Annotated in this window: 19 protein-coding genes; 7 read left to right on the top strand and 12 right to left on the bottom strand. The window is 45.2% G+C overall.

Annotated features, from left to right (window positions below):
* The first annotated feature begins 21 nt into the window (after positions 1-21).
* The gene (hemW, locus tag H9626_RS05175) at positions 22-1152 is read left to right on the top strand and encodes a radical SAM family heme chaperone HemW (RefSeq protein WP_191709774.1); all 1131 of its coding nucleotides are present in this window, start codon (positions 22-24) and stop codon (positions 1150-1152) included.
* Positions 1153-1225: 73 nt separating this feature from the next.
* Here the strand turns inward: hemW and glmM are convergent, their stop codons facing one another.
* From glmM to H9626_RS05210, 7 genes are all read right to left on the bottom strand, one after another.
* Complete coding sequence (gene glmM, locus H9626_RS05180; protein ID WP_178256015.1) at positions 1226-2611, bottom strand: phosphoglucosamine mutase; 1386 nt, start codon at positions 2609-2611, stop codon at positions 1226-1228.
* A gap of 21 nt (positions 2612-2632) precedes the next feature.
* A complete protein-coding gene (gene bamK / locus H9626_RS05185; RefSeq protein ID WP_191709775.1) occupies positions 2633-3301 on the bottom strand; it encodes a BamK family beta-barrel-assembly machinery protein in 669 nt (222 codons plus the stop codon).
* A gap of 85 nt (positions 3302-3386) precedes the next feature.
* Complete coding sequence (locus H9626_RS05190; protein WP_191709776.1) at positions 3387-4424, bottom strand: DHH family phosphoesterase; 1038 nt, start codon at positions 4422-4424, stop codon at positions 3387-3389.
* 474 nt (positions 4425-4898) lie between these two features.
* Positions 4899-6497 carry a ComEC/Rec2 family competence protein gene (locus tag H9626_RS05195; protein WP_191709777.1) on the bottom strand — a complete coding sequence of 533 codons (1599 nt, stop codon included), beginning with the start codon at positions 6495-6497 and terminating at the stop codon, positions 4899-4901.
* Positions 6494-7159, bottom strand: a complete 666-nt coding sequence (gene rpe, locus H9626_RS05200) for a ribulose-phosphate 3-epimerase (protein ID WP_178256011.1) — start codon at positions 7157-7159, stop codon at positions 6494-6496. The genes H9626_RS05195 and rpe overlap by 4 nt, the downstream gene beginning before the upstream one ends.
* Positions 7160-7262: 103 nt before the next feature.
* Positions 7263-8567: an outer membrane beta-barrel protein gene (locus H9626_RS05205; RefSeq protein ID WP_225230880.1), complete on the bottom strand. Its 1305-nt coding sequence runs from the start codon at positions 8565-8567 to the stop codon at positions 7263-7265.
* 3 nt (positions 8568-8570) lie between these two features.
* Positions 8571-9119 carry an RNA polymerase sigma factor gene (locus H9626_RS05210; protein WP_178256009.1) on the bottom strand — a complete coding sequence of 183 codons (549 nt, stop codon included), beginning with the start codon at positions 9117-9119 and terminating at the stop codon, positions 8571-8573.
* Positions 9120-9270: 151 nt separating this feature from the next.
* Here H9626_RS05210 and H9626_RS05215 point away from each other — a divergent pair, with 151 nt between their 5' ends.
* Positions 9271-10032, top strand: a complete 762-nt coding sequence (locus H9626_RS05215; RefSeq protein WP_178256008.1) for a NigD1/NigD2 family lipoprotein — start codon at positions 9271-9273, stop codon at positions 10030-10032.
* A 32-nt stretch (positions 10033-10064) separates the two neighbouring features.
* Here H9626_RS05215 and fmt read toward each other — a convergent pair whose 3' ends face one another.
* From fmt to H9626_RS05230, 3 genes are all read right to left on the bottom strand, one after another.
* Positions 10065-11036 (bottom strand): methionyl-tRNA formyltransferase, encoded by a 972-nt coding sequence (gene fmt, locus H9626_RS05220; protein ID WP_191709779.1) that lies wholly within the window; start codon positions 11034-11036, stop codon positions 10065-10067.
* Between the two features lie 15 nt (positions 11037-11051).
* Positions 11052-12851 carry a chloride channel protein gene (locus H9626_RS05225; protein ID WP_178256006.1) on the bottom strand — a complete coding sequence of 600 codons (1800 nt, stop codon included), beginning with the start codon at positions 12849-12851 and terminating at the stop codon, positions 11052-11054.
* A 79-nt stretch (positions 12852-12930) separates the two neighbouring features.
* Positions 12931-13494: an L-threonylcarbamoyladenylate synthase gene (locus H9626_RS05230; protein ID WP_178256035.1), complete on the bottom strand. Its 564-nt coding sequence runs from the start codon at positions 13492-13494 to the stop codon at positions 12931-12933.
* 110 nt (positions 13495-13604) lie between these two features.
* Here H9626_RS05230 and dinB point away from each other — a divergent pair, with 110 nt between their 5' ends.
* Positions 13605-14702, top strand: a complete 1098-nt coding sequence (gene dinB / locus H9626_RS05235; RefSeq protein ID WP_178256005.1) for a DNA polymerase IV — start codon at positions 13605-13607, stop codon at positions 14700-14702.
* Positions 14703-14816: 114 nt separating this feature from the next.
* Here the strand turns inward: dinB and H9626_RS05240 are convergent, their stop codons facing one another.
* Positions 14817-15671 (bottom strand): patatin-like phospholipase family protein, encoded by an 855-nt coding sequence (locus H9626_RS05240; protein WP_191709780.1) that lies wholly within the window; start codon positions 15669-15671, stop codon positions 14817-14819.
* Between the two features lie 160 nt (positions 15672-15831).
* On the opposite strand from H9626_RS05240, the gene H9626_RS05245 reads away from it, so the two are divergent.
* The 4 genes from H9626_RS05245 to H9626_RS05260 all read left to right on the top strand — a co-directional run bounded on the left by H9626_RS05245 (position 15832) and on the right by H9626_RS05260 (position 22458).
* A complete protein-coding gene (locus tag H9626_RS05245; protein WP_191709781.1) occupies positions 15832-17223 on the top strand; it encodes an aminopeptidase P family protein in 1392 nt (463 codons plus the stop codon).
* A 35-nt stretch (positions 17224-17258) separates the two neighbouring features.
* A complete protein-coding gene (locus H9626_RS05250; protein WP_178256002.1) occupies positions 17259-18455 on the top strand; it encodes a C1 family peptidase in 1197 nt (398 codons plus the stop codon).
* Between the two features lie 238 nt (positions 18456-18693).
* Positions 18694-20415 (top strand): single-stranded-DNA-specific exonuclease RecJ, encoded by a 1722-nt coding sequence (gene recJ / locus H9626_RS05255; protein ID WP_191709782.1) that lies wholly within the window; start codon positions 18694-18696, stop codon positions 20413-20415.
* Between the two features lie 99 nt (positions 20416-20514).
* Complete coding sequence (locus tag H9626_RS05260) at positions 20515-22458, top strand: RecQ family ATP-dependent DNA helicase (protein ID WP_191709783.1); 1944 nt, start codon at positions 20515-20517, stop codon at positions 22456-22458.
* On the opposite strand, the gene H9626_RS05265 is transcribed toward H9626_RS05260, so the two are convergent.
* Positions 22409-22927: a hypothetical protein gene (locus H9626_RS05265; RefSeq protein ID WP_191709784.1), complete on the bottom strand. Its 519-nt coding sequence runs from the start codon at positions 22925-22927 to the stop codon at positions 22409-22411. The genes H9626_RS05260 and H9626_RS05265 overlap by 50 nt on opposite strands.
* Between the last annotated feature and the right edge of the window lie 141 nt (positions 22928-23068).

Raw genomic sequence — 23068 nt, forward strand, 5'->3', positions numbered from 1 at the left:
TTGCAAAAAACAATCAATCTTATGGCTGGTATTTATCTTCATATCCCTTTCTGCAAACGGCGCTGTATTTATTGCGACTTTTTTTCGACCACTCAGAGTAACCTAATGCCCCAATACATTGACACGCTCTGCCGGGAACTGGAAATCCGAAAAGATTACTTGGAAGGAGAACAGATAGAAACCATTTATTGGGGTGGCGGAACTCCGTCGCAGCTTAACGAAGAACTGTTTGAGCAGGTTTTTCATACAATAGATGCAAACTATCAGGTATCAGACGAGGCCGAGGTGACGCTCGAAGCCAATCCGGACGATTTGACTCCGGCGTATATTAACATGTTACGCAAGTTGCCTTTCAACCGGCTGAGCATGGGAATACAAACGTTCGATGACCGGACATTGAAGCTGTTAAACAGGCGGCATACGGCACAACAGGCTATCGAAGCCTTTGAAAACTGTAGGAAAGCCGGATTTAAGAACATCAGTATCGACTTGATGTATGGGCTTCCGGGAGAAACAACCGAAAGTTGGGAAAGAGATTTACAGCAGGCTGTCCGCTTGAATCCGGAACATATATCGGCTTACCATCTCATCTACGAAGAAGGAACTCCGCTATGGACGCTGCGCGAGCAACACCGTGTGGCAGAAGCAGATGAAGATTTAAGTCTGAATCTTTTCACCCAACTGATTCATCGGCTGAAAGAAAACGGTTATGTACACTATGAAATATCAAATTTCTGCTTGCCGGGATTCCATTCCAAACATAATTCAAGTTATTGGACGGGGAAAAAGTATTTGGGATGTGGAGCATCTGCACATTCTTACAACGGCTCGTCGCGTCAATGGAATGTTGCTTCGCTAAACAAATACATAGAAGGCATATCGGAAAACAACAATAGCGTGAGCGAAAAAGAGGTTTTAGACCGTTATACGCGCTACAATGACTTCGTGATTACCACGCTCCGAACATGTTGGGGAATGTCGCTCGTCCGGCTTAAAGACGATTTTGGCAATGAGTTATATGACTATTGCCTGCGCATGGCAAAGCCTTATTTGAAACAGGGTACATTATCATTATCTGACAATATCTTACGGCTTACGGATAAAGGCATATTTATTTCCGACGGCATCATGAGTGATTTGCTGTGGGTATGAACCGACAACAAAAAAGGCGTACGGCAGTTTGTTTTGCCATACGCCTCATATCGTTTTTCCGTTTATCCTATTTTCATGTCAGGCTGTAAACCACATCCATAATCTGTTTACCCAGTTCATCTGCCGCTTCCATTGTAGAAGCCTCTGAATAAACGCGGATAATCGGCTCTGTATTGCTCTTGCGCAAATGAACCCACTTATCGGGGAAGTCGATCTTCACTCCGTCGATGTCATTTATCTCTTCATCCTTATAAAGTTCTTTCACTTTCGCCAAAATAGCATCCACATCGGTTTCGGGGGTTAAATCGATACGGTTTTTAGCAATAAAGTAGTTCGGATAAGAAGCACGCAACTCGCTCACTTTTTTACCTTCGTGTGCCAAGTGACTCAAGAAAAGTGCAATGCCTACCAGCGCATCGCGTCCGTAATGCGATTCAGGGTAAATTACACCGCCGTTTCCTTCACCACCTATTACGGCATGTGTTTCTTTCATCTTCGTTACCACATTAACCTCGCCTACTGCCGAAGCGTTGTACTCCATACCGTATTTACGGGTAACATCGCGCAAGGCACGGGTAGAACTGAGGTTGGAAACCGTATTTCCGGGGGTATGTTTCAACACATAGTCGGCAACGGTTACCAGCGTATATTCTTCGCCATACATGGTTCCGTCTTCACAAATCATAGCCAAACGGTCTACATCAGGATCGACTACGAAAGCGACATCGGCATTACCGCCTTTCATCAGGCTCATGATATCTCCCAAATTCTTCTCCAAAGGTTCGGGGTTATGCTGAAAATCGCCCGTAGGTTCACAGTAAAGTTTTTCTATATGCTGTACTCCCAACTGCTCCAACAACTGAGGCAAAACAATGCCGCCCACCGAATTGACACAGTCGATAGCGACACGGAAATTAGCCTTGCGGATAGCTTCCACGTCGACCAGCTTCAATGCCAAAACGCTGTCGATATGTTTCTGGTTATACGTATTGTCTTCTGTATATTTACCGATGTGGTCAACGTCGGCATATTCAAACGCTTCTGCTTCGGCAATACGAAGCACCTCATTGCCTTCGGCTGCATTCAGAAACTCTCCGCGTTCGTTAAGCAACTTCAAAGCATTCCATTGTTTGGGATTATGGCTGGCAGTCAGAATAATTCCGCCACATGCTCCTTCCATCGTTACGGCCAACTCGGTAGTGGGTGTAGAAGCCAATCCGATGTTTACGACATCAAATCCCATCCCCATCAACGTACCGCATACCACGTTTTTCACCATCTCACCCGAAATACGGGCATCACGGCCTACTACAATTTTATTGCTCTTCACACTACTGGTCTTACGGATAAGTGTAGCGTAAGCCGAAGTAAATTTCACAATATCCAAAGGATTCAGTCCTTCGCCTGCATGTCCGCCAATCGTTCCGCGGATGCCGGAAATAGATTTAATCAGTGTCATATTTATTAGATTCCTATTGGTTTACTTTACCAAATCATAAGTTATTTCGTAGTAACACGGATACACCGCCGAGATAGCCGTACTTGTTCCTTCGCTGTGGGGAACAATCAGACGGACACGGGATATCTTTTCTGAATCGGTGGTACGTACCAGTTTCAAATAACGCAGCGGGAGCAACCAGCCTGAAGGTACGGCTACCGAATTGTGAGTGTCATAGATTACCGAATTGCCCACAAACGAACCGGAATAAGAACTTCCGCTAATCATCACGCGAATCTCATCCGGCTGAGAATAGGAGGAATAAACTCCCCAATTTATAGCCAGCGTATCGCCCACCGAACATCCTACCTGATCGTTGTTGCTTAACGCTATCTCGACAAAGCGTGTCAATATATTGTGTGTTCCCTCTCCTAACACCTCGCCGTCGCCGCGTGTTACGATGTTCATATACACTCCGGTTTCGTCGAACAAAACAAATTCATTTGCTCCGGTGGTAGAGTCTTGTGCCAAGAACTGGTCTTCGCTGATAAATGTAGCGCCGATTGAATCGGTAAGTTCATCCTTAAAACGGTTGATGGCGTCACGTTCTTCCTCTTCCATCTCGGCATAAGTCTTGCTGTTATCGCAACTCTGAAAAACGAAAAAACCTGCACAAACGGCAAACAATATCAGTAAATGTATTTTCTTCATGCTTCTTTTTATTTTATGGCGACAAAAGTAATAAATTGCCTCATATAGTACATATACGATAAAAAATAAATAACGAATTTTATTATTAATTCTTCAACAAGAGGCTTTCATACTTAACCAGTGCCTGCTTAAAGAGCGCAATGGCTTCGTCCATTGTTCCGTAAAGCTCTCCGCCGGAAGCATTCAAGTGTCCGCCTCCGTTGAAAAACTCCGCAGCCACCTTGTTACACGGGAAAGCCCCTACCGAACGGAGCGACACTTTTATCATTTGTTTTTCAGTATCTTCGCGCAAGAAAACCGAAAAGCAAATGCCTTTCATCTGCAAAGGCATGTTGACAAAACCTTCGGTATCGCCTTTTACGTAATGGAACTTGCCCTGCTCTTCTTTGGTAAGCCAGATGAGCGCGGCGCGGAACTGCGGGAATACTTGCATTTTTTCGTATAACACATACCCCATCAAGCGCAAACGTCCCTCGGAATACGTATTGAAAACATTACGGTAAATCTCGTCTTTGTCAATCCCTTTCGACAGCAGTTCACCGATGATGAAATAAATCTGACGGTCGTTCGAATTATATGTAAAGCCTCCGGTGTCGGTCATCATCCCCGTATAGATACATTCGGCTCCTTCACGGGTAATGTCGTCAAAACATCCCATGCGGCAAATCAGCCGGAATATCAGTTCGGAAGTAGAAGAGATTTCGGGGTGCGAAATCGTTACCCGACAGAACGGTTCGGGATTTAAATGATGGTCTATCATCACTTTCCGCCCTTCGGCTGCCTTTACAGACTCTGCCATGGCGTCGATGCGTGACAAAGCATTGAAGTCGAGGCAGCAAATCACGTCTGCTTCGGCTATCAGCTTATCGGCAAAATCGGAATATTTATCGTAGCGCACAATGTCTTTTGCACCGGGCATCCAGCGCAAAAAATCAGGAAAAGCGTTCGGAACAATCACGCGCACGTCTTTCCCCTGCCCGCTCAAGAAGTGGTATAACCCCAACGATGAGCCTAAAGCATCGCCGTCCGGCGAAACGTGGGTAACGATAACTATTTTATCGGCGCGGTTAAAATAGGTTTCAACCTTATCAATATTGGCTTGTAATATAACTTTTGACAACATATTTTTCTCTTATTCTATAATGAAGAAGCAAAATTACGAATTATTTCTTGAGCCGACTGCATTTTTCGCCGAAAAGAATTTTAGAAACTGTTCTGAATTTCTCCAAAAAGTTTTCTGGGCTTGATGTATTCATTTTCGTGTGTGCTTTAGGCAAGTTTTTGGTCCTTTCCGCTTCTGTTCTTCGTCAGATAGCCCGCTATCTTCCTCATCACACAAGTGAAAATGACTCAAAAACTCATCTCAAATCATCGCACGATAAATTCAAAACAATTTCTAAGAAACTGAGACAGAGCAAAATTGAAACGACAGGCTCTGAAGCCGAACAAAATTAAAAACAAGCTCTTAAACCCGGACATGAAACGGCGAAAAAAACATCCGCATACGTTCTTATACGCTATGGGATGAACCAATGAACATTAGCGGATGAACGGAGCAAAACATCCCATAGCGTAAAACGGGTATCAAACCACCCGCTCAGGCGAACACATTTCCTGCCGCAAAAGCATTCAGGGCAACCAGTGCTCCGACAAGGCAAGAGGCTTTCCGGTTATACCAATAGGCATAGAAGAAAGCCATACACGCGCATAAGGCTAACGACTGGAAAGCGGAGATATAAAAAGAAGTAATTTGAGAACCGGCGAGTTGCTGAATCCAAGCCATCGAATCGTTCAGGGCTACGGTAGAAAACTGTAACGCCTTTACTGCCCACATTCCCCCAAAAGGAAAAACAACCGACAGGAGAATTGCCCCCAATGCACAGCCCAAAATACAGACCGACAAGGGAGATACAAGCAAGTTGGCCAGCAAGAAATAAGTAGGAAATGTTCCAAAATAATGAAGCACGAAAGGCAGTGTCCCTAATTGGGCAGCCAAAGAAAGTGACAACAGATTCCATACATAGCGAAAGGGCTTTGAACAAAGCGGACACCAACCGGAAAATACCGGATAAAAACAAAGTATGGCAAGCACTGCCACAAACGAAAGTTGAAAGCTGACATCAAACAGATAAAACGGCTGGTAAAGCAGCATCAGAAATGCCGTCAGCGTAAGCGTAAGAAAACCCGAAAAACGCTCTGACGTAACCAACGAAGCGAAAATGAACAGCGAGAACATGGCTACGGCACGTACTACCGACGGACTTAACCCCGACATGACTGCGAATCCCCACAGAGCAACAACGATCAGGCAGGAAACGAATTTTTTCCCCACCGGAAACCGGCTGAAGGGATAGAACAAGCACATCAACATACCTGCCAAAATGCCCACATGCAGTCCGGAAAGAGACAACACATGACTTGCTCCGGTAGCATTATAAACAGCCTTGATCTCAGGAGTCAAACCATCGGTCTCGCCCACCGTCAGCGCAGATACCACTGCCAATGTTTCATCTTTAAGCCCCCACCTGCGATACATATCCGTTATCTGACGTTGTACTCCGGCAGCCTTTTGCCGGAAAGTCAGCCCGCTGCGGTTAGGCAAACGCTGCCAGTCTCCCGCAAAAGCCATCGCAGTACCACTGATACCTTTACGCATGAGGTATTCTGCATAATCAAAACGTGCTTCTTTGAAATCGGGACGCGAAATACGGGCATAAAAACAAACACTATCGCCACAGCGCAATGCGGGGGCAAGACTGTCGGGCATCCAGTAGAGCAGCACAGAGCGATTTACAACTCTCCCGCCAAGTGTGTCGGCCGGATTAAACACAGAAGCTACACGTACTTCCGCCCGTAACGTTTTACCTTTGGGGCTGGGCACCGTTTCTACCACTCCGTAATAAACTTGTTTTCTTCCGTCCCACGGATAGTAAACAGCCTCCCGCTCTTTCAGAACCAAAGTTCCGCCAAGCAGTACGAATGACAGGCAGCCACACACACCAAACAAAGCGCGATATTTATATTTGAAAGTGCGATAAAAACAGCAAAGAATCAATACGGAAACTCCGAAAGCCATCGCCACCGAAGTCCACGGCAGGCAGTCGGACGCTATCGAATCGAACAAAAAAATTCCGGTTGCCAACCAAACAGTCAACCGGAACAACGGATAAGCGACAAACGGAGGTATCGTTCTCACTTACCTTTAATTATTTTAAGTTGGTGAATAGCCTCTTTCATATCTGGAGCTTTAAAGACTGCGCTTCCCGCCACAAGGACATCTACGCCCGCTTCTATCAACTCCGGAGCAGTATTGTTATTGACTCCTCCGTCTACTTCAATCAGCGCATGGGCATTTTTGCGTGCTATAAGTTCGCGCAAGCTGCGTACTTTCTGCAAGGTATGCGGAATAAATTTCTGTCCTCCAAAGCCCGGATTTACGCTCATCAGCAGCACCATATCGACATCTTCTATTATATCTTCAAGCAAAGAAACCGGCGTGGAAGGATTTAGAGTTACCCCGGCTTTCATTCCTGCCTCCTTAATTTGCTGAACTACCCGATGTAAATGCGGACACGCCTCGTAATGCACATTCATCATCATGGCATTCAATGCACGAACTTCACGAATAAACTTCTCCGGTTGTACAATCATCAGATGTACATCGAGCGGTTTCTTGCAAAGTTCTGCAACATATTTCAAAACCGGGAAACCAAATGAAATATTCGGAACGAACACTCCGTCCATTATATCCAAATGTAACCAATCAGCCTCGCTGGAATTAATTTTATCCATTTCTCCACGCAAGTCAGCAAAATCAGCAGCTAATAATGAAGGAGAGACTTTTATTTCTTTCGCCATATCTTTCTTTTGACCTTTATCATCTAATATGATTCAAAGATAAAGATATTTTATCACAATGCAAAGAATTCAGTCTTAATTCGATAATTTCGTCTGTTTCTATTTACTTGGAAAAACTAAAACGCAGTCCTAATTGCAAGTTAAAATTCAGAGGATGCTCTTTACGGAAAGTCTCTATATCACTGCCATCGTCGAAATAATACGCTATACCCGGTTCGATGTACAGCCCGATCTGGCGTGTGAAATTAACTTGCGCACCAACGGCTCCTGTCACAGACCACTGCAACGGATCGACGTCCAAAGAAGAATTAATCTTCTCATGCTCGTTACTTCCTGTTACATATACAGTTTCCAAGCTGCCTGAAACGCATTTTTCAACAGCCCCCCCTGCAGAAACATAGAAATTAAAACGTTCGTTCTGCCAAAGTGAGCGATGTACTTTGAGTGGTATTCCGATGTAATGTAACTTCCATTCTTCTTCCATATAAGAATCAGAGCCGGAATGGGAATTTGATGACAGCAGGGTATAGAACAATCCGGTTTCGATAGCCCAATCTTTATTTAAAAGCCATTTAAAGGATGCACCGACACTTACCGGCATACGATGATGGACTTCCGTTTTCGAAGACTGTTCACGGTTATTGAATAATACTTGGTTATATGCCGTGGTTTCATTCGACAAAGGATTCATCAGCAGACCATCGGCACTACTCTTAACAGCATGTGAAACCATACGTCCGAATCCGCCGAACGAATTGGAAAAAGAATACGGCGTATTACCGGCAGCAAGTCCCATCTGCCATTTCTGTTCCTTGCGGTCAGTATTCTTTTCGGTCCAATAAGCATTACGTTTCACTTGTTCACGGTCCGCTTTACGGGTAGCACGAAGAAGCTGCATCCTTTTTTCTGTTTCATCATCTTTTTTCGTGTCGGCTTTATTCATTGACTGAGGCATTTCCGACGGCTGTTCTGCATAAATGTTTTCTACCTTTACTACTTCCGGAGCAGCTACAATTTTTTCTTCCAAAACCTTCTGTGATGCCAACGATACCGCTTCAATATCTTCCGCATCCTTATTTGTTTCGGCTTTCGCCAATATTAAGTTTTCAGATTCATTTACCGGAATAAAAGGTTTGTTATCTTCCAATACAGCCTGTTCCTCTTGCTGGGCTAACTTCCCTTTATCACTTAACGAATCAGCCATAGGTGAAGTCCAAAACCATACACCTACCGAAAAGACAACAGCTATCATCGCTGCCGCAGCCACAAATTGCCACCGCTTCCATAACGGTATTACCTTAGGGACATTTAAATCCTTCTCCAGCTTCCTCCACATATCGGGAGGCAGTGGTTCCGAATAATCGTCCATCCGATTACGTATGTTTTGTATCCACTTTTCGTCTTCCATCACTTATAGTTTCTTTCGATATTCATTAATTTTCTTGGCTAACAAAGTTTTGGCACGATAAAATTGCGAAGAAGAAGTATGTTCGGTTATACCTAACAATGCTGCTATTTCTTTATGACTTTTTTCTTCAAACACATAAAGGTTGAACACTGTACGATACCCGTCCGGCAATTCGCTAATCAGCTTCAATAATACCGAACGCGGAATCTTGTTCACATCTTCATCATCTGATATTTGTGTATCCGGTATTTCATCCATCAAAACTTCTTGTTTGGTCTGTATGCTCTTTTTACGCAAATATCCTAACGCTTCATTAACCATTACACGAGACAACCATGCTTTCAACGAGCCTACTCCTTGATAAGCAAATTGATTTTTTATAGATTGAAACACGCGGATAAATCCATCATGGAATACATCCTCGGCTTCTTCCCTATTACCTATGTAACGAAGACAAATGGCAAACAACACACCCCCGTACCTTTCGTACAGTTCTTTCTGTGCCTTTGTGTCTGCCTTTTGACACTGCAACGCCAGTTCCTCTTCTGTCATATTATTTGTCTCGTGCTTTTGGTTTATAAATGATGCAAATGCAAAAATACTGCACGTAACAGCATCTTTTTCTTCTGTTAATGTGTTTTAACACAAAAGAGTGCAGTAAATTCTGTCTCAGCTTATTTTAGAGACAAAAAAATAAAATACAATGAAAGTCTTTAAGCAAATATATCTTATTGCAAGTGTGTTATTATGCAGTTCAATCATTTCTTCTTGCGATTTAAATGAAGATGATTCGAAATCACTGTTTTATCTGACATTAGGAACAGTCATTAATGAAGATGAGCTAATGGTAGAATCGGATTCGCACGGTATATTAGTACCTTCCAATCCGGGCTATTTTACATCTGCCAAACTGGATACTACCGGACAACGGGTCTTAATGAGTGTGCCCGCCAGCGATTTGGAAGCTATGGTGCCTGACGGGGAGCAACGCATTGTAGACATTGTTGAACTATATAAGGTTTTGACAAAAGATGCCAACGACCTCCGTAACGATTCATTGATAAGCGAGAACGATACCGATTTCGGAAATGACCCGGTTCAGATTACAGGCATATCTATCAGTGCCAAACACCTGAACATTGAAGTTTACATAAAAGGAAATGACCGAGAAAAGCCGCATCGTCTCAGCTTGTTGCTGAATAAAGACTGCAAACTGGATGAAAACGGATGGTTGCCTGTTGAGCTGCGCCACAATGCAGAAGGTGATTCGCAGAAAGATGTGTTTTGGAGTGTTGTATCGTTCAATCTGTCCAGTATTCCTGAATATCAGAACTCAACCTTTAAAGGTTTCCGCGTTTATTATAATAATGGAACAAACCCACACGCTACTTGCGAAATCTCTAAAGGTCAAACTCTGAATCAAAAAGAAATCAATACGAGCCGCATACACAGCAACAACAAATAAGAGCCTGTCGTTTTAATTTTGCTCAAAATCGATTACTTTACCACAGCTCCATCTTCATGATGATAGCCTCGTAAGAAATCAGCCACGCCCATCCGTTTCTTCCCTGCGAGTTGCAAGGAACGGATGTTTATATAGCCATCTGTTACGGCTATGCGGAAATAGGTTTTCTTATCCGTTACAACCGCTCCGGGTTCAAACGAATGTTCGGCAAATATTTTATCGGTTTCATAAATCTTCAATACCTGAGGGGCAGTGCTGCCTTGACAGAGTTCAGTCCATGCTGCCGGGTAAGGCGACAGTCCGCGCACGAAATCATAAATTTGTTTCACGCCTTTACTCCAGTCTATGCGACAGGTTTCTTTGAAAATCTTAGGAGCCGGACGCAGGACTTCTCCTTCTGCCAATTTATCTTGCGGAACAGTCTTTACACTACCGTCAAGAATAGAGTCGACTGTTTTTACAACCAAATCGCCGCCTAAATTCATCAAGCGTTCATATACATCGCCTACATTGTCCGTATCGGCTATCGGAACACGTACTTGGTCAATGATTTCTCCCGTATCAATTTCATGCTTCAAGAAAAAAGTTGTAATGCCGGTTTCTGTTTCACCATTGATAACCGCCCAGTTGATAGGAGCAGCTCCGCGATATTGGGGCAACAATGAGGCATGAAGGTTAAACGTCCCCAAACGGGGCATGTTCCAAACCACTTCGGGCAGCATACGGAAAGCAACCACAATCTGAAGGTCGGCTTTCAGTTCGCGCAGCTCTGCCACGAAACTTTCGTCTTTCAGTTTTTCAGGCTGAAGCACTTTCAAGCCTTGCGATACGGCATACTGCTTCACCGGACTGGGTTGCAACACACTGCCATGACGTCCCATCGGTTTGTCGGGCATCGTGATCACCCCTACTATATTATATCCTCCCTCAACCAAACGCTTCAAACTCTCAACAGCAAATTCGGGAGTTCCCATGTATACGATTCTCAAATCTTTCTTTTCCATGATACAAAAATTTATTTATTCGGCTGATAAATCGACCAATACCTGACGATATGCTGTCAGCATCTTCGATTTAGATACAATTCCCTTATACCTTCCTTCTTCATCTACAACCGGTAAATTCCATGCCCCGGTTTCATCGAACTTCCGCATCACCTCTTCCATCGAATCTGTGATTTTGATACACGCTTTGGGCGTAACCATGAAATTTTCAACACGGTAACGGTGATACAACTCTTGCCGGAAGATGATGTTGCGAATGTCGTTCAAGGGTACGATGCCCAAAAGAACATTATTCACATCTACCACCGGAAACAGATTTCGTCCTGATTTGGATATAGCTTTTACCATCTCTCCCAAATCCATATCGGGGCGCACTACCTGAAAGTCTGTTTCAATCACACTCTCCATGTTCATCAGAGTCAGTACCGCCTTATCTTTATGATGTGTCACCAGTTCACCTTTCTTTGCCAGACGCATGGAATAAATACTATGCGGTTCGAAGATGATGATGGTAAGATACGCACACACCGAAACAATCATCAACGGCAGGAACAGGGCATATCCTCCGGTAAGCTCGGCGATAAGGAATACACCGGTAAGCGGAGCGTGCATCACGCCCGACATCAGACCAGCCATTCCCATCAGCGCAAAGTTTTTCTCAGGGATATAAGTGTTTCCGATATGGAATTCATTGCATACATACGAAAATACGAAACCGGCTATACATCCCAGAAACAAACTCGGAGCAAAAATACCACCGCAACCGCCTCCACCGTTCGTGGCACTGGAAGCGAATACTTTAAACAAGATTATCAGCAGCAAATAGATTACCAACAGATGCCCGTTGCCGTAAAACAGTGAATTGTTCATCACCGTGTCCCAGTCTGCCGAAGTGGTTCCGTTAAGCAACAGCGAAATCGTATCATAGCCTTCGCCGTAAAGCGGGGGAAAGAGGAAGATTAAAATACTCAGCATCGTACCTCCTATCACAAACTTCACGTACGGATTAGAGTAGCGGCGGAAAATATTTTCTATCCAGTTCATAGAACAGGTGAAATACCAAGCCACCAACCCGCAAAAAACACCCAGCGCGATGGCATAGGGAACGCGCTCCATCGCAAACGGATAGTCTAAGTGGAAATAAAACATCGACTCCGTACCCGTCAGCACGTATGAAAGCGATGCTGCCGTCACGCTGGTTATCAGCAGCGGAAGCAGCGATGCCATCGTCAGGTCAATCATCAGCACTTCGAGCGTAAACACCAAGCCGGCTATGGGGGCTTTAAAGATTCCCGATACAGCTCCTGCGGCACCGCATCCCACGAGCAACATCAGTGTCTTGTGATCCATACGGAAAATGCTGCCCAAGTTCGAACCGATGGCAGAGCCTGTCAACACAATAGGTGCTTCCGCTCCTACCGAACCACCGAAACCGATGGTTATAGCCGAAGCACAGATAGACGACCATACGTTATGACGCTTAATGCGGCTCTGACGGCGGGAGATAGCGTAAAGGATTTTCGTAACTCCGTGGCTGATGTCATCGCGCACTATTTTCCGGATAAAGAGACTTGTCAGAAAAATACCCACCACCGGATAAACCAAATACAGCCAGTTGGCTCCGGTTGAATCGAAATTATCGGTAAGAAATTCTTTAATATATTCTACTAAAAACTTCAACACATACGCCGCCAGTGCCGTACAGATTCCGACGATGAAACTTAAAATCAAAATAAATTGTTTGTCTTTGATATGTTTCTCGCGCCAGACCAACAGTCGTTGAAGTAAATTATTGTTTTCGTCAGCTATGTTCATTATTGTGTTATATATATATAATGTATAAAGGCAACCTCATGATGCCGCTGCTTGTTTCCTGAAGAAACAAGCCAAACATTTATTCTCTTATAATCTTCACTTCGCCTCCCTTGCCTAACTTGATAATGGAAGAAGGCTTCGGATGTCCGGTTTCTTCACGGCGGAAATCGACCACATAATCTACTGCCTGCTTGATTTCTTCGCTTATTTCGCTAAACACCGCCGGAGCAGGCTGTCCGCTGATGTTGGCAGAAGTTGAAACAATGGCTTTGCGGAAGCGGAAACACAGTTCTTTTGAAAACGCCTCGGAAGTAACCCGGATACCCACACTGCCGTCTGCCGCAATCAGGTTCGGAGCCAAATTACGCGCTCCATCGTAAATTATAGTCAAAGGTTTTGTTGTCAACTCTATCAAATCCCAAGCCACGCCCGGAACGTCTTTCACATAAAAGTCCACCTTAACAGGACTGTCCACCAGTACCAGCATAGCCTTGCTGTCTGCTCGCTGCTTTATCTGATAAACTCGTTTTACGGCTTCTTCGTTTGTTGCGTCACATCCGATACCCCACACTGTGTCAGTAGGATAAAGTATCACGCCACCCTTTTGCATGACTTCACATGCACGTTTAATTTCATCTTTCATCATAACTACTATACATTGGTACAGTTAATATAAACGCAAGCAAAAGTACAAAGGATTTTTAGGATAGCCCAAGAAAGTTTGATTAATTTTGCAGAAAGGATTTTGTTTTCATGAATACGAAACGCAAAATTATCCATATTGACATGGATGCTTTTTACGCATCGGTGGAGCAACGGGACAATCCGGAACTGAGAGGAAAACCCGTAGCCGTGGGTCATGCCGAAAAGCGAGGCGTAGTAGCTGCTGCAAGCTATGAGGCACGCAAGTTCGGTGTGCGTTCCGCCATGCCTTCACAAAAGGCCATCAAACTTTGTCCGCAACTGATTTTTATCGAAGGACGAATGGAGGTCTATAAAAGTGTATCGCGCCAAATACACGAGATTTTCCACGATTACACTGATCTTATCGAACCGATTTCGCTCGACGAGGCGTTTCTCGATGTGACAGATAACAAAAAAGGAATCGAACTGGCGGTAGACATTGCGCGCGAAATCAAACAGCGCATCCGGGAGGAGCTGCATTTGGTGGCATCGGCAGGGGTGTCATACAACAAGTTTCTGGCAAAGATTGCTTCCGATTACCGCAAGCCCGACGGACTCTGCACCATCCACCCCGACCAAGCACAGGCCTTCATCGACCACCTGCCCATCGAATCGTTTTGGGGCGTAGGTCCGGTCACGGCAAAGAAACTGCATCTGTTAGGGGTTTATAACGGGAAGACGTTGCGTGAATGTTCGCGCGAGATGCTGGTACGCCAGTTCGGAAAAGCCGGAAATATCTATTATGAGTTTGCCCGCGGCATAGACAACCGCCCGGTAGAATCTGTGCGCGTACGTAAATCTATCGGCTGCGAACATACGCTGGAGAAAGACATCAGCCTGAAAAGTTCGGTTATCATTGAGCTGTACCACGTGGCGTGCGAACTGACAGAACGCCTGAAAGCGAAAGACTTCAACGGCACGACACTTACCCTGAAAATAAAGTTCAACGATTTCGTGCAGATAACGCGCAGCCTCAGCACACGGAAAAGCCTCCGCACGTTAGATGAGATTTTACCGCTTGCCAAAACGCTGCTAAAAGAAGTGGATTACGAACATCACCCCGTGCGTCTGATAGGGCTTTCGGTATCGAATCCCAAAGAAGACACTGACGAACAGCATGTTAACACGCCCCAATGGGTACAACTGAAACTTCCGTTCAGCGATTAAAAACGCTATGGGATGAACCGGGGCACGCAAGCGGTAGAACTTGTCAACGCTATGGGATGGACCGAGGTACGCAAGCGGTAGCGTTTTCCGGCGCCGTCTAACGCTGTCAAAAGACTATTCCGACGCTATATATTTCGCCAATACCCGCTCCGCACAAGCATAGCCTTCTTCGTACAGCGCCGTCAGTTTTTTGGTGTCCCGTTCAATGCGGTTTACCGTTACCTTCTGCTCCGGACGAATAGCCAGAATACGCCCTTCGTCTTCCATGCGTTCCACCATCTCCAACTGTTTGTTATACGCTTCACACCGACGGCTTAACGCCAACCGCAAACGCGGGTAACGGCGGTAAACAAACCGTGGAACACGAATGTCTTTCTCTGTCTTGCGGTAACCCCGGTTGCGGGTGAGCACCACTACGTTAAACGCATACCCCTGCTCTATGGCACGTTCTACGGGAATCGAGTCGACGATGCCTCCGTCCAGCATCGGCCTACCGTCGACATACGTAATAGGACAAACGTAGGGCAGACTGCTCGATGCTTTGGCGATGGCAAGCAGACGCACTTTATCGTGTTTTTCTTCCAGATAACACGCCCGCCCTGTAACACAGTTGGTGGTAACCATCTCAAACCGTGTGGGGTTGTTGAAATAAGTATCGTAATCGTAAGGAAGAATTTCTTCGGGAAAAATCTCGTAAAGCAAACGCTGGTCAAGAATACTATGCTGATACCACAAATGCTTCAGCCCGATGTAATGATACTTGTCGAGCAGGTCGATGTTACTGTATTTCGCCCTTCCGCGCTGGCGCGACAGGTAAGACAAGCCGTTACACGCCCCCGCCGACACACCCACAGCATAAGGAAACTCAATGTTATAATCCAACATATAATCAAGTACCCCGCAGGTGAACACCCCGCGCATACCTCCGCCTTCAAGTACCAAGCCCATTTTCTGAAAATCGACTTCCATATCCCATGTCCTCCGTTTTAATCTGTTGAAAACACATACGTGTTTTCGCAAATATATATTTTTCCTTGCAAACTCGCCACATCTTTGATTTATTTATTACATTTGCATTTCAAAAAAAGAAAGAAATATCATACGATTGTAACATAAAAGAAAAGGAACCATGTTTGACGCATTAACTTATCAAAAACGCCGCAAGGCTTTACGCGAAAAAGTGGGCAGCGGCATTATCCTTATATTGGGAAACAACGAAGCTCCGGCAAATTATCCGGACAATACTTATAAATTCCGTCAAGACAGTTCGTTTGTTTATTTCTTCGGCCATTCTCATCCCGGTTATGCAGGCATTATCGATGCAGACAGCGGCGAAGAATATTTCTTCGGTAACGATGTAGACATGGACGACATCATCTGGATGGGTCCGCAACCCAGTGTGAAAGAACTTGCCGCACAGGTGGGAGTTGCGAAAAGTTTTCCGTTCGACAAACTGAAAGAAACGGTAAGCAAGGCTCTCTCGCTGCGACGGAAGGTTCACTTCTTGCCTCCATACAGATATGATAACATGTTGCTGTTGGAAGAACTGACCGGTATCCGTGCTTCGCTGACCAAAAAACACGCTTCGCTGCCGTTGATAAAAGCGGTGGTGGAACTGCGGTCAGTAAAAGAGCCGTGTGAAATAGCAGAAATCGACAAGGCTTGTAACGTGGGCTACGAAATGCACACCGCTGCCATGCGCCTGTGTAAGCCGGGCGTGTCAGAACAATACATAGCCGGCGTGTTAGACGGTATCGCTTCGTCGTACGGACGGATGGTTTCTTTTGCTACCATTCTTACACAAAACGGGCAAACACTTCATAACCATGACCACAGCCATACGCTGGAGGCAGGCAGACTGATGCTGACCGACGCCGGAGCGGAACTGATGAACTATTATTGTTCTGACCACACACGTACCGTGCCCGTGGGCGGAAAATTCACTCCCCGGCAGAAAGACATTTACAGCATCGTGCTGGCTTGTCATGACAAGGCGTTGGAGCTGGCTCGTCCGGGCGTGACTTACAAATCGGTTCACTTGGAAGTCTGCAAAGTTTTGACACAAGGACTGAAAGATTTGGGACTGATGAAAGGCGATGTAGACGAGGCGGTGGCAGCCGGAGCACATGCCTTGTTCCTCCCCCACGGACTGGGACACATGATGGGACTTGACGTTCACGACATGGAAGACCTCGGACAATGCTACGTGGGCTACGACGATGAAGTACAACCCTCTACGCAATTCGGACTCGCCTCACTGCGGATGGGACGCCGCCTGCAAGAAGGTTTCGTAATCACCGACGAACCGGGCTGTTATTTCATCCCCGCACTCATTGATAAGTGGAAGGCAGAAAAGCTGCACACTGAATTCCTGAACTTCGACCGCATTGAAACCTTTAAAGATTTCGGTGGAATCCGGTTGGAAGACGATATACTTATCACCGCCGATGGTTCACGCTTTACGGGCGAAAAGCATATCCCTATTACCATCGACGAAGTAGAAACCATTATGAATGAATAACTAATAAATAATACCTTAATAAACATTTATATCCAATGAATAAACTGATTGCACTCGCTGCGTTAGGTCTTTGTTTCAGCAATGTATATGCCGAAGCTCCTAAGAAAGACAAAACAACAGAAGAAGGTTTCGTGTTTACCACAGTAAAAGAAAACCCTATCACTTCTATTAAGAACCAAAACCAGTCAAGCACCTGCTGGTCGTTTTCTACATTAGGCTTCCTTGAATCAGAACTCTTGCGTTTAGGAAAAGGAGAGTTTGATTTGTCGGAAATGTTTGTAGTACATAAAACAATGGAAGAACGCGGAGCAAACTACGTGCGTTATCACGGTGATGCTTCTTTCTCGCCGGGAGGAAGTTTTGAAGACATCTTGGTTTGCTACGAAAAGTATGGTATGGTTCCGCAAGAAGCAATGCCGGGCATTATGTACGGCGACTCACTGCCTAACCACAATGAACTGGATGCCGTAGCCGGCGCTTATGTAGAAGCCATCGGAAAAGGCCGTCACAGCAAGTTGTCTCCGGTATGGAAGAACGGACTTTGCGCCATCTATGACACGTATTTGGGCGAATGTCCGAAAGAGTTTACCTATAAAGGCAAAACTTATACGCCGAGAACGTTTGCCGATAACGTTTTGGGATTGAACCCCGATGATTACGTATCGCTGACCTCATACTCACATCATCCGTTCTATACGCAGTTCTTCATCGAAGTGCAAGACAACTGGCGCAACGCCTTGTCATATAATCTTCCTATCGACGAACTGATGGAGGTTATGGATAACGCCGTAAACAATGGCTATACATTTGCTTGGGGAGCTGACGTAAGCGAAGACGGATTTACCCGCGACGGTATCGCCGTATGCCCGAACGTGGCAAAAGGTGCAGAGCTTACGGGTTCTGACATGGCGCACTGGTTGGGGCTGAGCAAAGCTGACAAACGCAAAGAGCTGACCAGCAAACCGCTTCCCGAAATCGAAGTAACACAGGAAATGCGTCAGGAAGCATTCGACAACTGGGAAACAACCGACGACCACGGTATGCTTATCTACGGCTTGGCTAAAGACCAGAACGGCAAAGAATACTACATGGTAAAGAACTCATGGGGTAAGGCAGGCAAATACAAAGGCATCTGGTATGCTTCGAAAACATTTGCCAAATACAAAACCATGAATATCTTGATTCACAAAGATGCTATTCCGGCTCACATCGCTAAGAAATTGGGCTTATAATTACCTTAAATAGACCCATTACAAATAATAAAACGGTTGATTCTGCAAAATAAATAGCAGAATCAACCGTTTTTTCTTTCTTTTTTTCTAACTTTACGGATTGAATGCACAAACGAATTACAAGGCTCTTTCTACGAGAGTTTGCTGATAACAACGAAAGATTTCTCGTAATCTAAACAGAAAGCCTCTGCAAGACAGCATTCACCTGATAAGAAAAAGAAAGAAAAAAACATATAAAATGAACTACAAATGGAACTATCAACCTCCTACACAAGAGCAAAGGGAAGCAGCTAAGGCTTTGGCTAAAGAGATAGGAATCAGTCCTATCCTGTGCAAGCTATTATTGGAAAGAGGAATAACTTCCGCTGCCAAAGCTAAACGTTTTTTCCGTCCCCAGCTCAACGAACTCCACGACCCGTTTCTCATGAAAGACATGAGCAAGGCCGTAGAACGTCTTAACAAAGCTATGGGGAAGAAGGAACGTATCCTTGTATACGGAGATTACGACGTAGACGGAACAACTGCGGTCGCATTGGTTTACAAATTCCTTCAACAATTCTATTCGAATATCGACTACTACATTCCCGACCGCTACAATGAAGGGTATGGCGTATCAAAGAAAGGAGTAGACTATGCCTACGAAACAGGAGTAAAATTAGTTATCGTATTAGACTGTGGAATCAAGGCGGTAGAGGAAATCATGTATGCCAAAGAAAAAGGCATCGACTTTATCATTTGCGACCATCATGTGCCCGATGAAGTGCTTCCCCCTGCCGTGGCTATCTTAAATGCCAAAAGAAAAGACTCAACGTATCCTTACGACCATTTGTCGGGGTGCGGCGTGGGGTTTAAGTTCATGCAGGCTTTTGCACTGAACAACGGTATCGAGTTTCATCAACTAACTCCGCTTTTGGACTTGGTAGCTGTCAGCATTGCTTCAGATATCGTTCCCATCATGGGAGAAAACCGCGTGTTGGCCTACCACGGCTTGCGCCAACTGAACTCCAATCCAAGTGTAGGACTGAAAGCTATCATCGATGTCTGTGGGCTTTCGGAAAAAGAAATCACAATGAGTGACATCGTTTTCAAAATAGGTCCTCGCATCAATGCTTCGGGACGAATCCAAAACGGCAAAGAGGCAGTCGACCTTTTGATTGAAAGAGATTTTCAGGTGGCTCTTGAAAAAAGTAACCAAATCAACCGGTATAACGAAACGCGGAAAGACTTGGACAAGAGTATGACCGAGGAAGCTAACAAAATCGTAGACAATCTTTCTGACCTGTCAGAACGCCGTTCTATTGTTATTTATAACGAAGATTGGCATAAAGGTGTTATCGGTATCGTTGCTTCCCGCCTAACGGAAATCTATTACCGCCCGGCAGTGGTACTGACACGAACCGATAACCTTGCTACCGGATCGGCACGTTCTGTTTCGGGATTCGATGTGTATAAGGCTATCGAGCACTGCCGTGACTTGTTGGAAAACTTCGGAGGACATACGTACGCGGCAGGACTTTCGATGAAAATCGAAAATGTTCCGGAATTTACCCAACGCTTCGAAGAGTATGTCACAAATCACATCCTTCCGGAGCAAACCAGCGCAACCATCGATATTGATGCGCAGTTGGATTTCCGAGACATAACGCCTAAGTTCTTTTTCGATTTGAAGAAGTTCAATCCTTTTGGACCGGATAATCATAAACCGATATTTGCTACGCTGAATGTGTATGATTACGGAACAAGTAAGGTAGTAGGACGAGACCAAGAACATATCAAACTGGAATTAGTGGATAACAAATCGAACAACGTAATGAACGGTATCGCTTTCGGACAAAGTTCGCAAGCGCGGTACATCAAAACAAAACAATCGTTCAATATCTGTTATACCATCGAAGAAAATACACATAAGCGTGGAGAAATACAGCTGCAAATAGAAGATATCAAACCTACTTTTAAATAAGAATCTTTTATCAACATGAAACAGTTAAAAGACCACGAATAAAGAGTTACGTCATGCGTTTTTCTTTCTTCGTGGTCTTTTGTTTTTCTATTCAGAATCATGGACTACAAAAGCATCTTAAAGCAATATTGGGGGTACGATAATTTCCGGGGGATACAGGAAGACATCATCCGGAGCATCGGAAGCGGAAAAGATACACTGGGACTTATGCCTACGGGAGGGGGCAAATCCATAACTTTCCAAGTACCGGCACTTGCACGTCCGGGCTTGTGTCTGGTCATTACTCCGCTCATTGCTTTGATGAAAGACCAAGTGCGCAACCTGCGGGCAAGGGGCATTAAAGCTACGGCGGTGTATTCGGGCATGACGCGCGAGGAAATTATCATTGCGCTCGAAAACTGTATCTTCGGAGATTACAAATTCTTATACATCTCACCCGAACGGCTGGGGACGGAAATCTTTCAAATCAAGTTACGCAGCATGAAGGTAAACATGATTACCGTCGACGAATCTCACTGTATTTCGCAATGGGGGTATGATTTCCGTCCGGCATATCTGAAGATTTCCGATGTCCGTAAGCTCCTGCCCGACGTTCCCATCCTTGCTCTCACCGCCACGGCTACTCCGGAAGTTGTCAAGGATATCCAACTGAAACTGGCTTTCCGCGAAGAAAACGTATTCCGCATGAGTTTCGAGCGGAAGAATCTGGCGTATATCGTGCGCCGTACAGAAAATAAAGCCGAAGAGTTACTTCATATCCTGAATAGCGTACAAGGTTCAGCTATCGTTTATACGAGGAACAGGAAGAAAACCAAAGAAGTTTCTCTGTTCTTGAATGACCACGACATTACATCGACTTTCTATCATGCCGGATTAAGCAACGAGACTAAAGACCAGCGGCAGAAAAGTTGGCTTACAGGAGAGCACCGTGTCATGGTGGCTACCAATGCGTTTGGTATGGGTATTGACAAGCCGGACGTGCGCATTGTGATTCATGTGGATTTTCCCGATTCGCCGGAGGCTTATTTTCAGGAGGCAGGACGTGCAGGGCGCGACGGACAGAAAGCCTACGCTGTACTTCTTTATGCGCGAAACGACAAGACTGTTCTTCGGAAACGGATTTCGGATACCTTTCCCGAAAAAGACTATATCCGCAAAGTTTACGAGGACATTAATTTCTACTACCAGATGGCAATGGGCGACGGATTGGGATGTACTTATGCGTTTAACATCGACGAGTTTTGTCATAACTTCAAGCATTTTCCCATTCAGGTAGACAGCGCGCTGAAGATTCTCACACGCGCCGGATATCTGGAGTATACTGACGAACAAGATAATGCATCGCGCATCATGTTTACCTTACGGCGCGACGAGTTATACCGCATCCATGAAAACAGTCCGGAGACAGAAAATCTTATCCGCAACATTTTGCGGCTTTATACCGGAGTGTTCAGTGATTATGCCTATATCAACGAAGAAACGCTGGCTCTGCGCACAGGGATTACCCGCCAGCAGGTATACGAAACGTTGGTGCTGCTTACCAAGCGCAGGATTTTGCATTATATTCCGGGGAAAAAGACACCGTATATCATTTATACGCGCGAGCGGCAGGAAACCGAACGCATCCATCTGAGCCGCGAGGTATACGAAGACCGGAAAGAGAGTTACATCCGCCGCATCGAGGCGATGTTGGAGTATGCCGATACAGACAACAAATGCCGTAGCCGGATGTTGCTACATTATTTCGGAGAGAAAAATGAGCACAACTGCGGACAGTGTGACGTGTGCCTCAGTAAGCATCGGTCGGGGTTGCGGCAAAACACATATTCTGAACTTGCAGACCGCATTTGCCAACTGTTATCCAATGCTCCCCTTTCTGCCGGGGAATTAGTTGCCGCATTGGGAGATGCCGAAGAAACAGACCTCAGGCAGACACTCTCCTATCTTCTTGCCGAAGAGCAAATACGGCAAGAAGACGGAAAGCTGTATCTTGTTACTTCGCCGGCTCGGAAGGAGCAGGACAAAAGTCATGACAATGCATAAACTGTCCGGGACATGCATCCGGTCTTCCCGGACGGAATTTGTTATTCCGTGCAAACGGCATCGGGCGGCGATGTCCGGCTTTAAAAACTTCCGCCAGTTGGCGTGCCGTCAATATTTCAGAAAATTTATCCAGATACTTCTCTTTCGTTTCTACCACTGCACGCTGCGTTTCCAGTCGCTTTTTCAGATTCTCTTTTATCTGCGCGTCAGTCAGTTCACCTTTTTGTCCGTCCTTCTGAGGAGTTTGACGGCACGACTGCAAGGCTTGCAGGTATTCTTTATAAAGCGGAATGAACTTGGCAGACGTGTTTTCGTCTAACATCAGGCGCTGTTCCATGCGTTTTGCCTGCAACTCAATCCGCTGTTCGGGTGTCAGCTTTTTCTTTTCCGGTTGGTTATTTTGCGCAAAAACATTGCTTCCACTCATCACAATCGCTACGGCTATTGCCAAAAATAAATGTTTTTTCATCTTCGTAATACTTTTAATTGTTTTACTTTTCTTTTTCAATACAACTTGTACAAGTATTGTCTTTGTTGGGTTAGAGCTGAGAAAAAGGAAATAGTTTATCCGCTTTTCTTTGATTTAACATTTTCACAACGGCTTGCGAAG

This window comes from Phocaeicola faecium, from assembly GCF_014837055.1.
Taxonomy (GTDB): domain Bacteria; phylum Bacteroidota; class Bacteroidia; order Bacteroidales; family Bacteroidaceae; genus Phocaeicola; species Phocaeicola gallinarum.

What these genes read in the sequence shown, in the direction of transcription:
- H9626_RS05210 (WP_178256009.1), bottom strand. Translation starts at nt 9,119, where the DNA reads ATGACAGAAGAGGAACTGGCGTTGCAGTGTCAAAAGGCAGACACAAAG.
- hemW (WP_191709774.1), top strand. Translation starts at nt 22, where the DNA reads ATGGCTGGTATTTATCTTCATATCCCTTTCTGCAAACGGCGCTGTATT.
- H9626_RS05260 (WP_191709783.1), top strand. Translation starts at nt 20,515, where the DNA reads ATGGACTACAAAAGCATCTTAAAGCAATATTGGGGGTACGATAATTTC.
- H9626_RS05230 (WP_178256035.1), bottom strand. Translation starts at nt 13,494, where the DNA reads ATGAAAGATGAAATTAAACGTGCATGTGAAGTCATGCAAAAGGGTGGC.
- H9626_RS05245 (WP_191709781.1), top strand. Translation starts at nt 15,832, where the DNA reads ATGTTTGACGCATTAACTTATCAAAAACGCCGCAAGGCTTTACGCGAA.
- H9626_RS05205 (WP_225230880.1), bottom strand. Translation starts at nt 8,567, where the DNA reads ATGGAAGACGAAAAGTGGATACAAAACATACGTAATCGGATGGACGAT.
- fmt (WP_191709779.1), bottom strand. Translation starts at nt 11,036, where the DNA reads ATGGAAAAGAAAGATTTGAGAATCGTATACATGGGAACTCCCGAATTT.
- H9626_RS05215 (WP_178256008.1), top strand. Translation starts at nt 9,271, where the DNA reads ATGAAAGTCTTTAAGCAAATATATCTTATTGCAAGTGTGTTATTATGC.
- glmM (WP_178256015.1), bottom strand. Translation starts at nt 2,611, where the DNA reads ATGACACTGATTAAATCTATTTCCGGCATCCGCGGAACGATTGGCGGA.
- H9626_RS05240 (WP_191709780.1), bottom strand. Translation starts at nt 15,671, where the DNA reads ATGGAAGTCGATTTTCAGAAAATGGGCTTGGTACTTGAAGGCGGAGGT.
- H9626_RS05265 (WP_191709784.1), bottom strand. Translation starts at nt 22,927, where the DNA reads ATGAAAAAACATTTATTTTTGGCAATAGCCGTAGCGATTGTGATGAGT.
- bamK (WP_191709775.1), bottom strand. Translation starts at nt 3,301, where the DNA reads ATGAAGAAAATACATTTACTGATATTGTTTGCCGTTTGTGCAGGTTTT.
- H9626_RS05225 (WP_178256006.1), bottom strand. Translation starts at nt 12,851, where the DNA reads ATGAACATAGCTGACGAAAACAATAATTTACTTCAACGACTGTTGGTC.
- rpe (WP_178256011.1), bottom strand. Translation starts at nt 7,159, where the DNA reads ATGGCGAAAGAAATAAAAGTCTCTCCTTCATTATTAGCTGCTGATTTT.
- H9626_RS05190 (WP_191709776.1), bottom strand. Translation starts at nt 4,424, where the DNA reads ATGTTGTCAAAAGTTATATTACAAGCCAATATTGATAAGGTTGAAACC.
- recJ (WP_191709782.1), top strand. Translation starts at nt 18,694, where the DNA reads ATGAACTACAAATGGAACTATCAACCTCCTACACAAGAGCAAAGGGAA.
- H9626_RS05250 (WP_178256002.1), top strand. Translation starts at nt 17,259, where the DNA reads ATGAATAAACTGATTGCACTCGCTGCGTTAGGTCTTTGTTTCAGCAAT.
- dinB (WP_178256005.1), top strand. Translation starts at nt 13,605, where the DNA reads ATGAATACGAAACGCAAAATTATCCATATTGACATGGATGCTTTTTAC.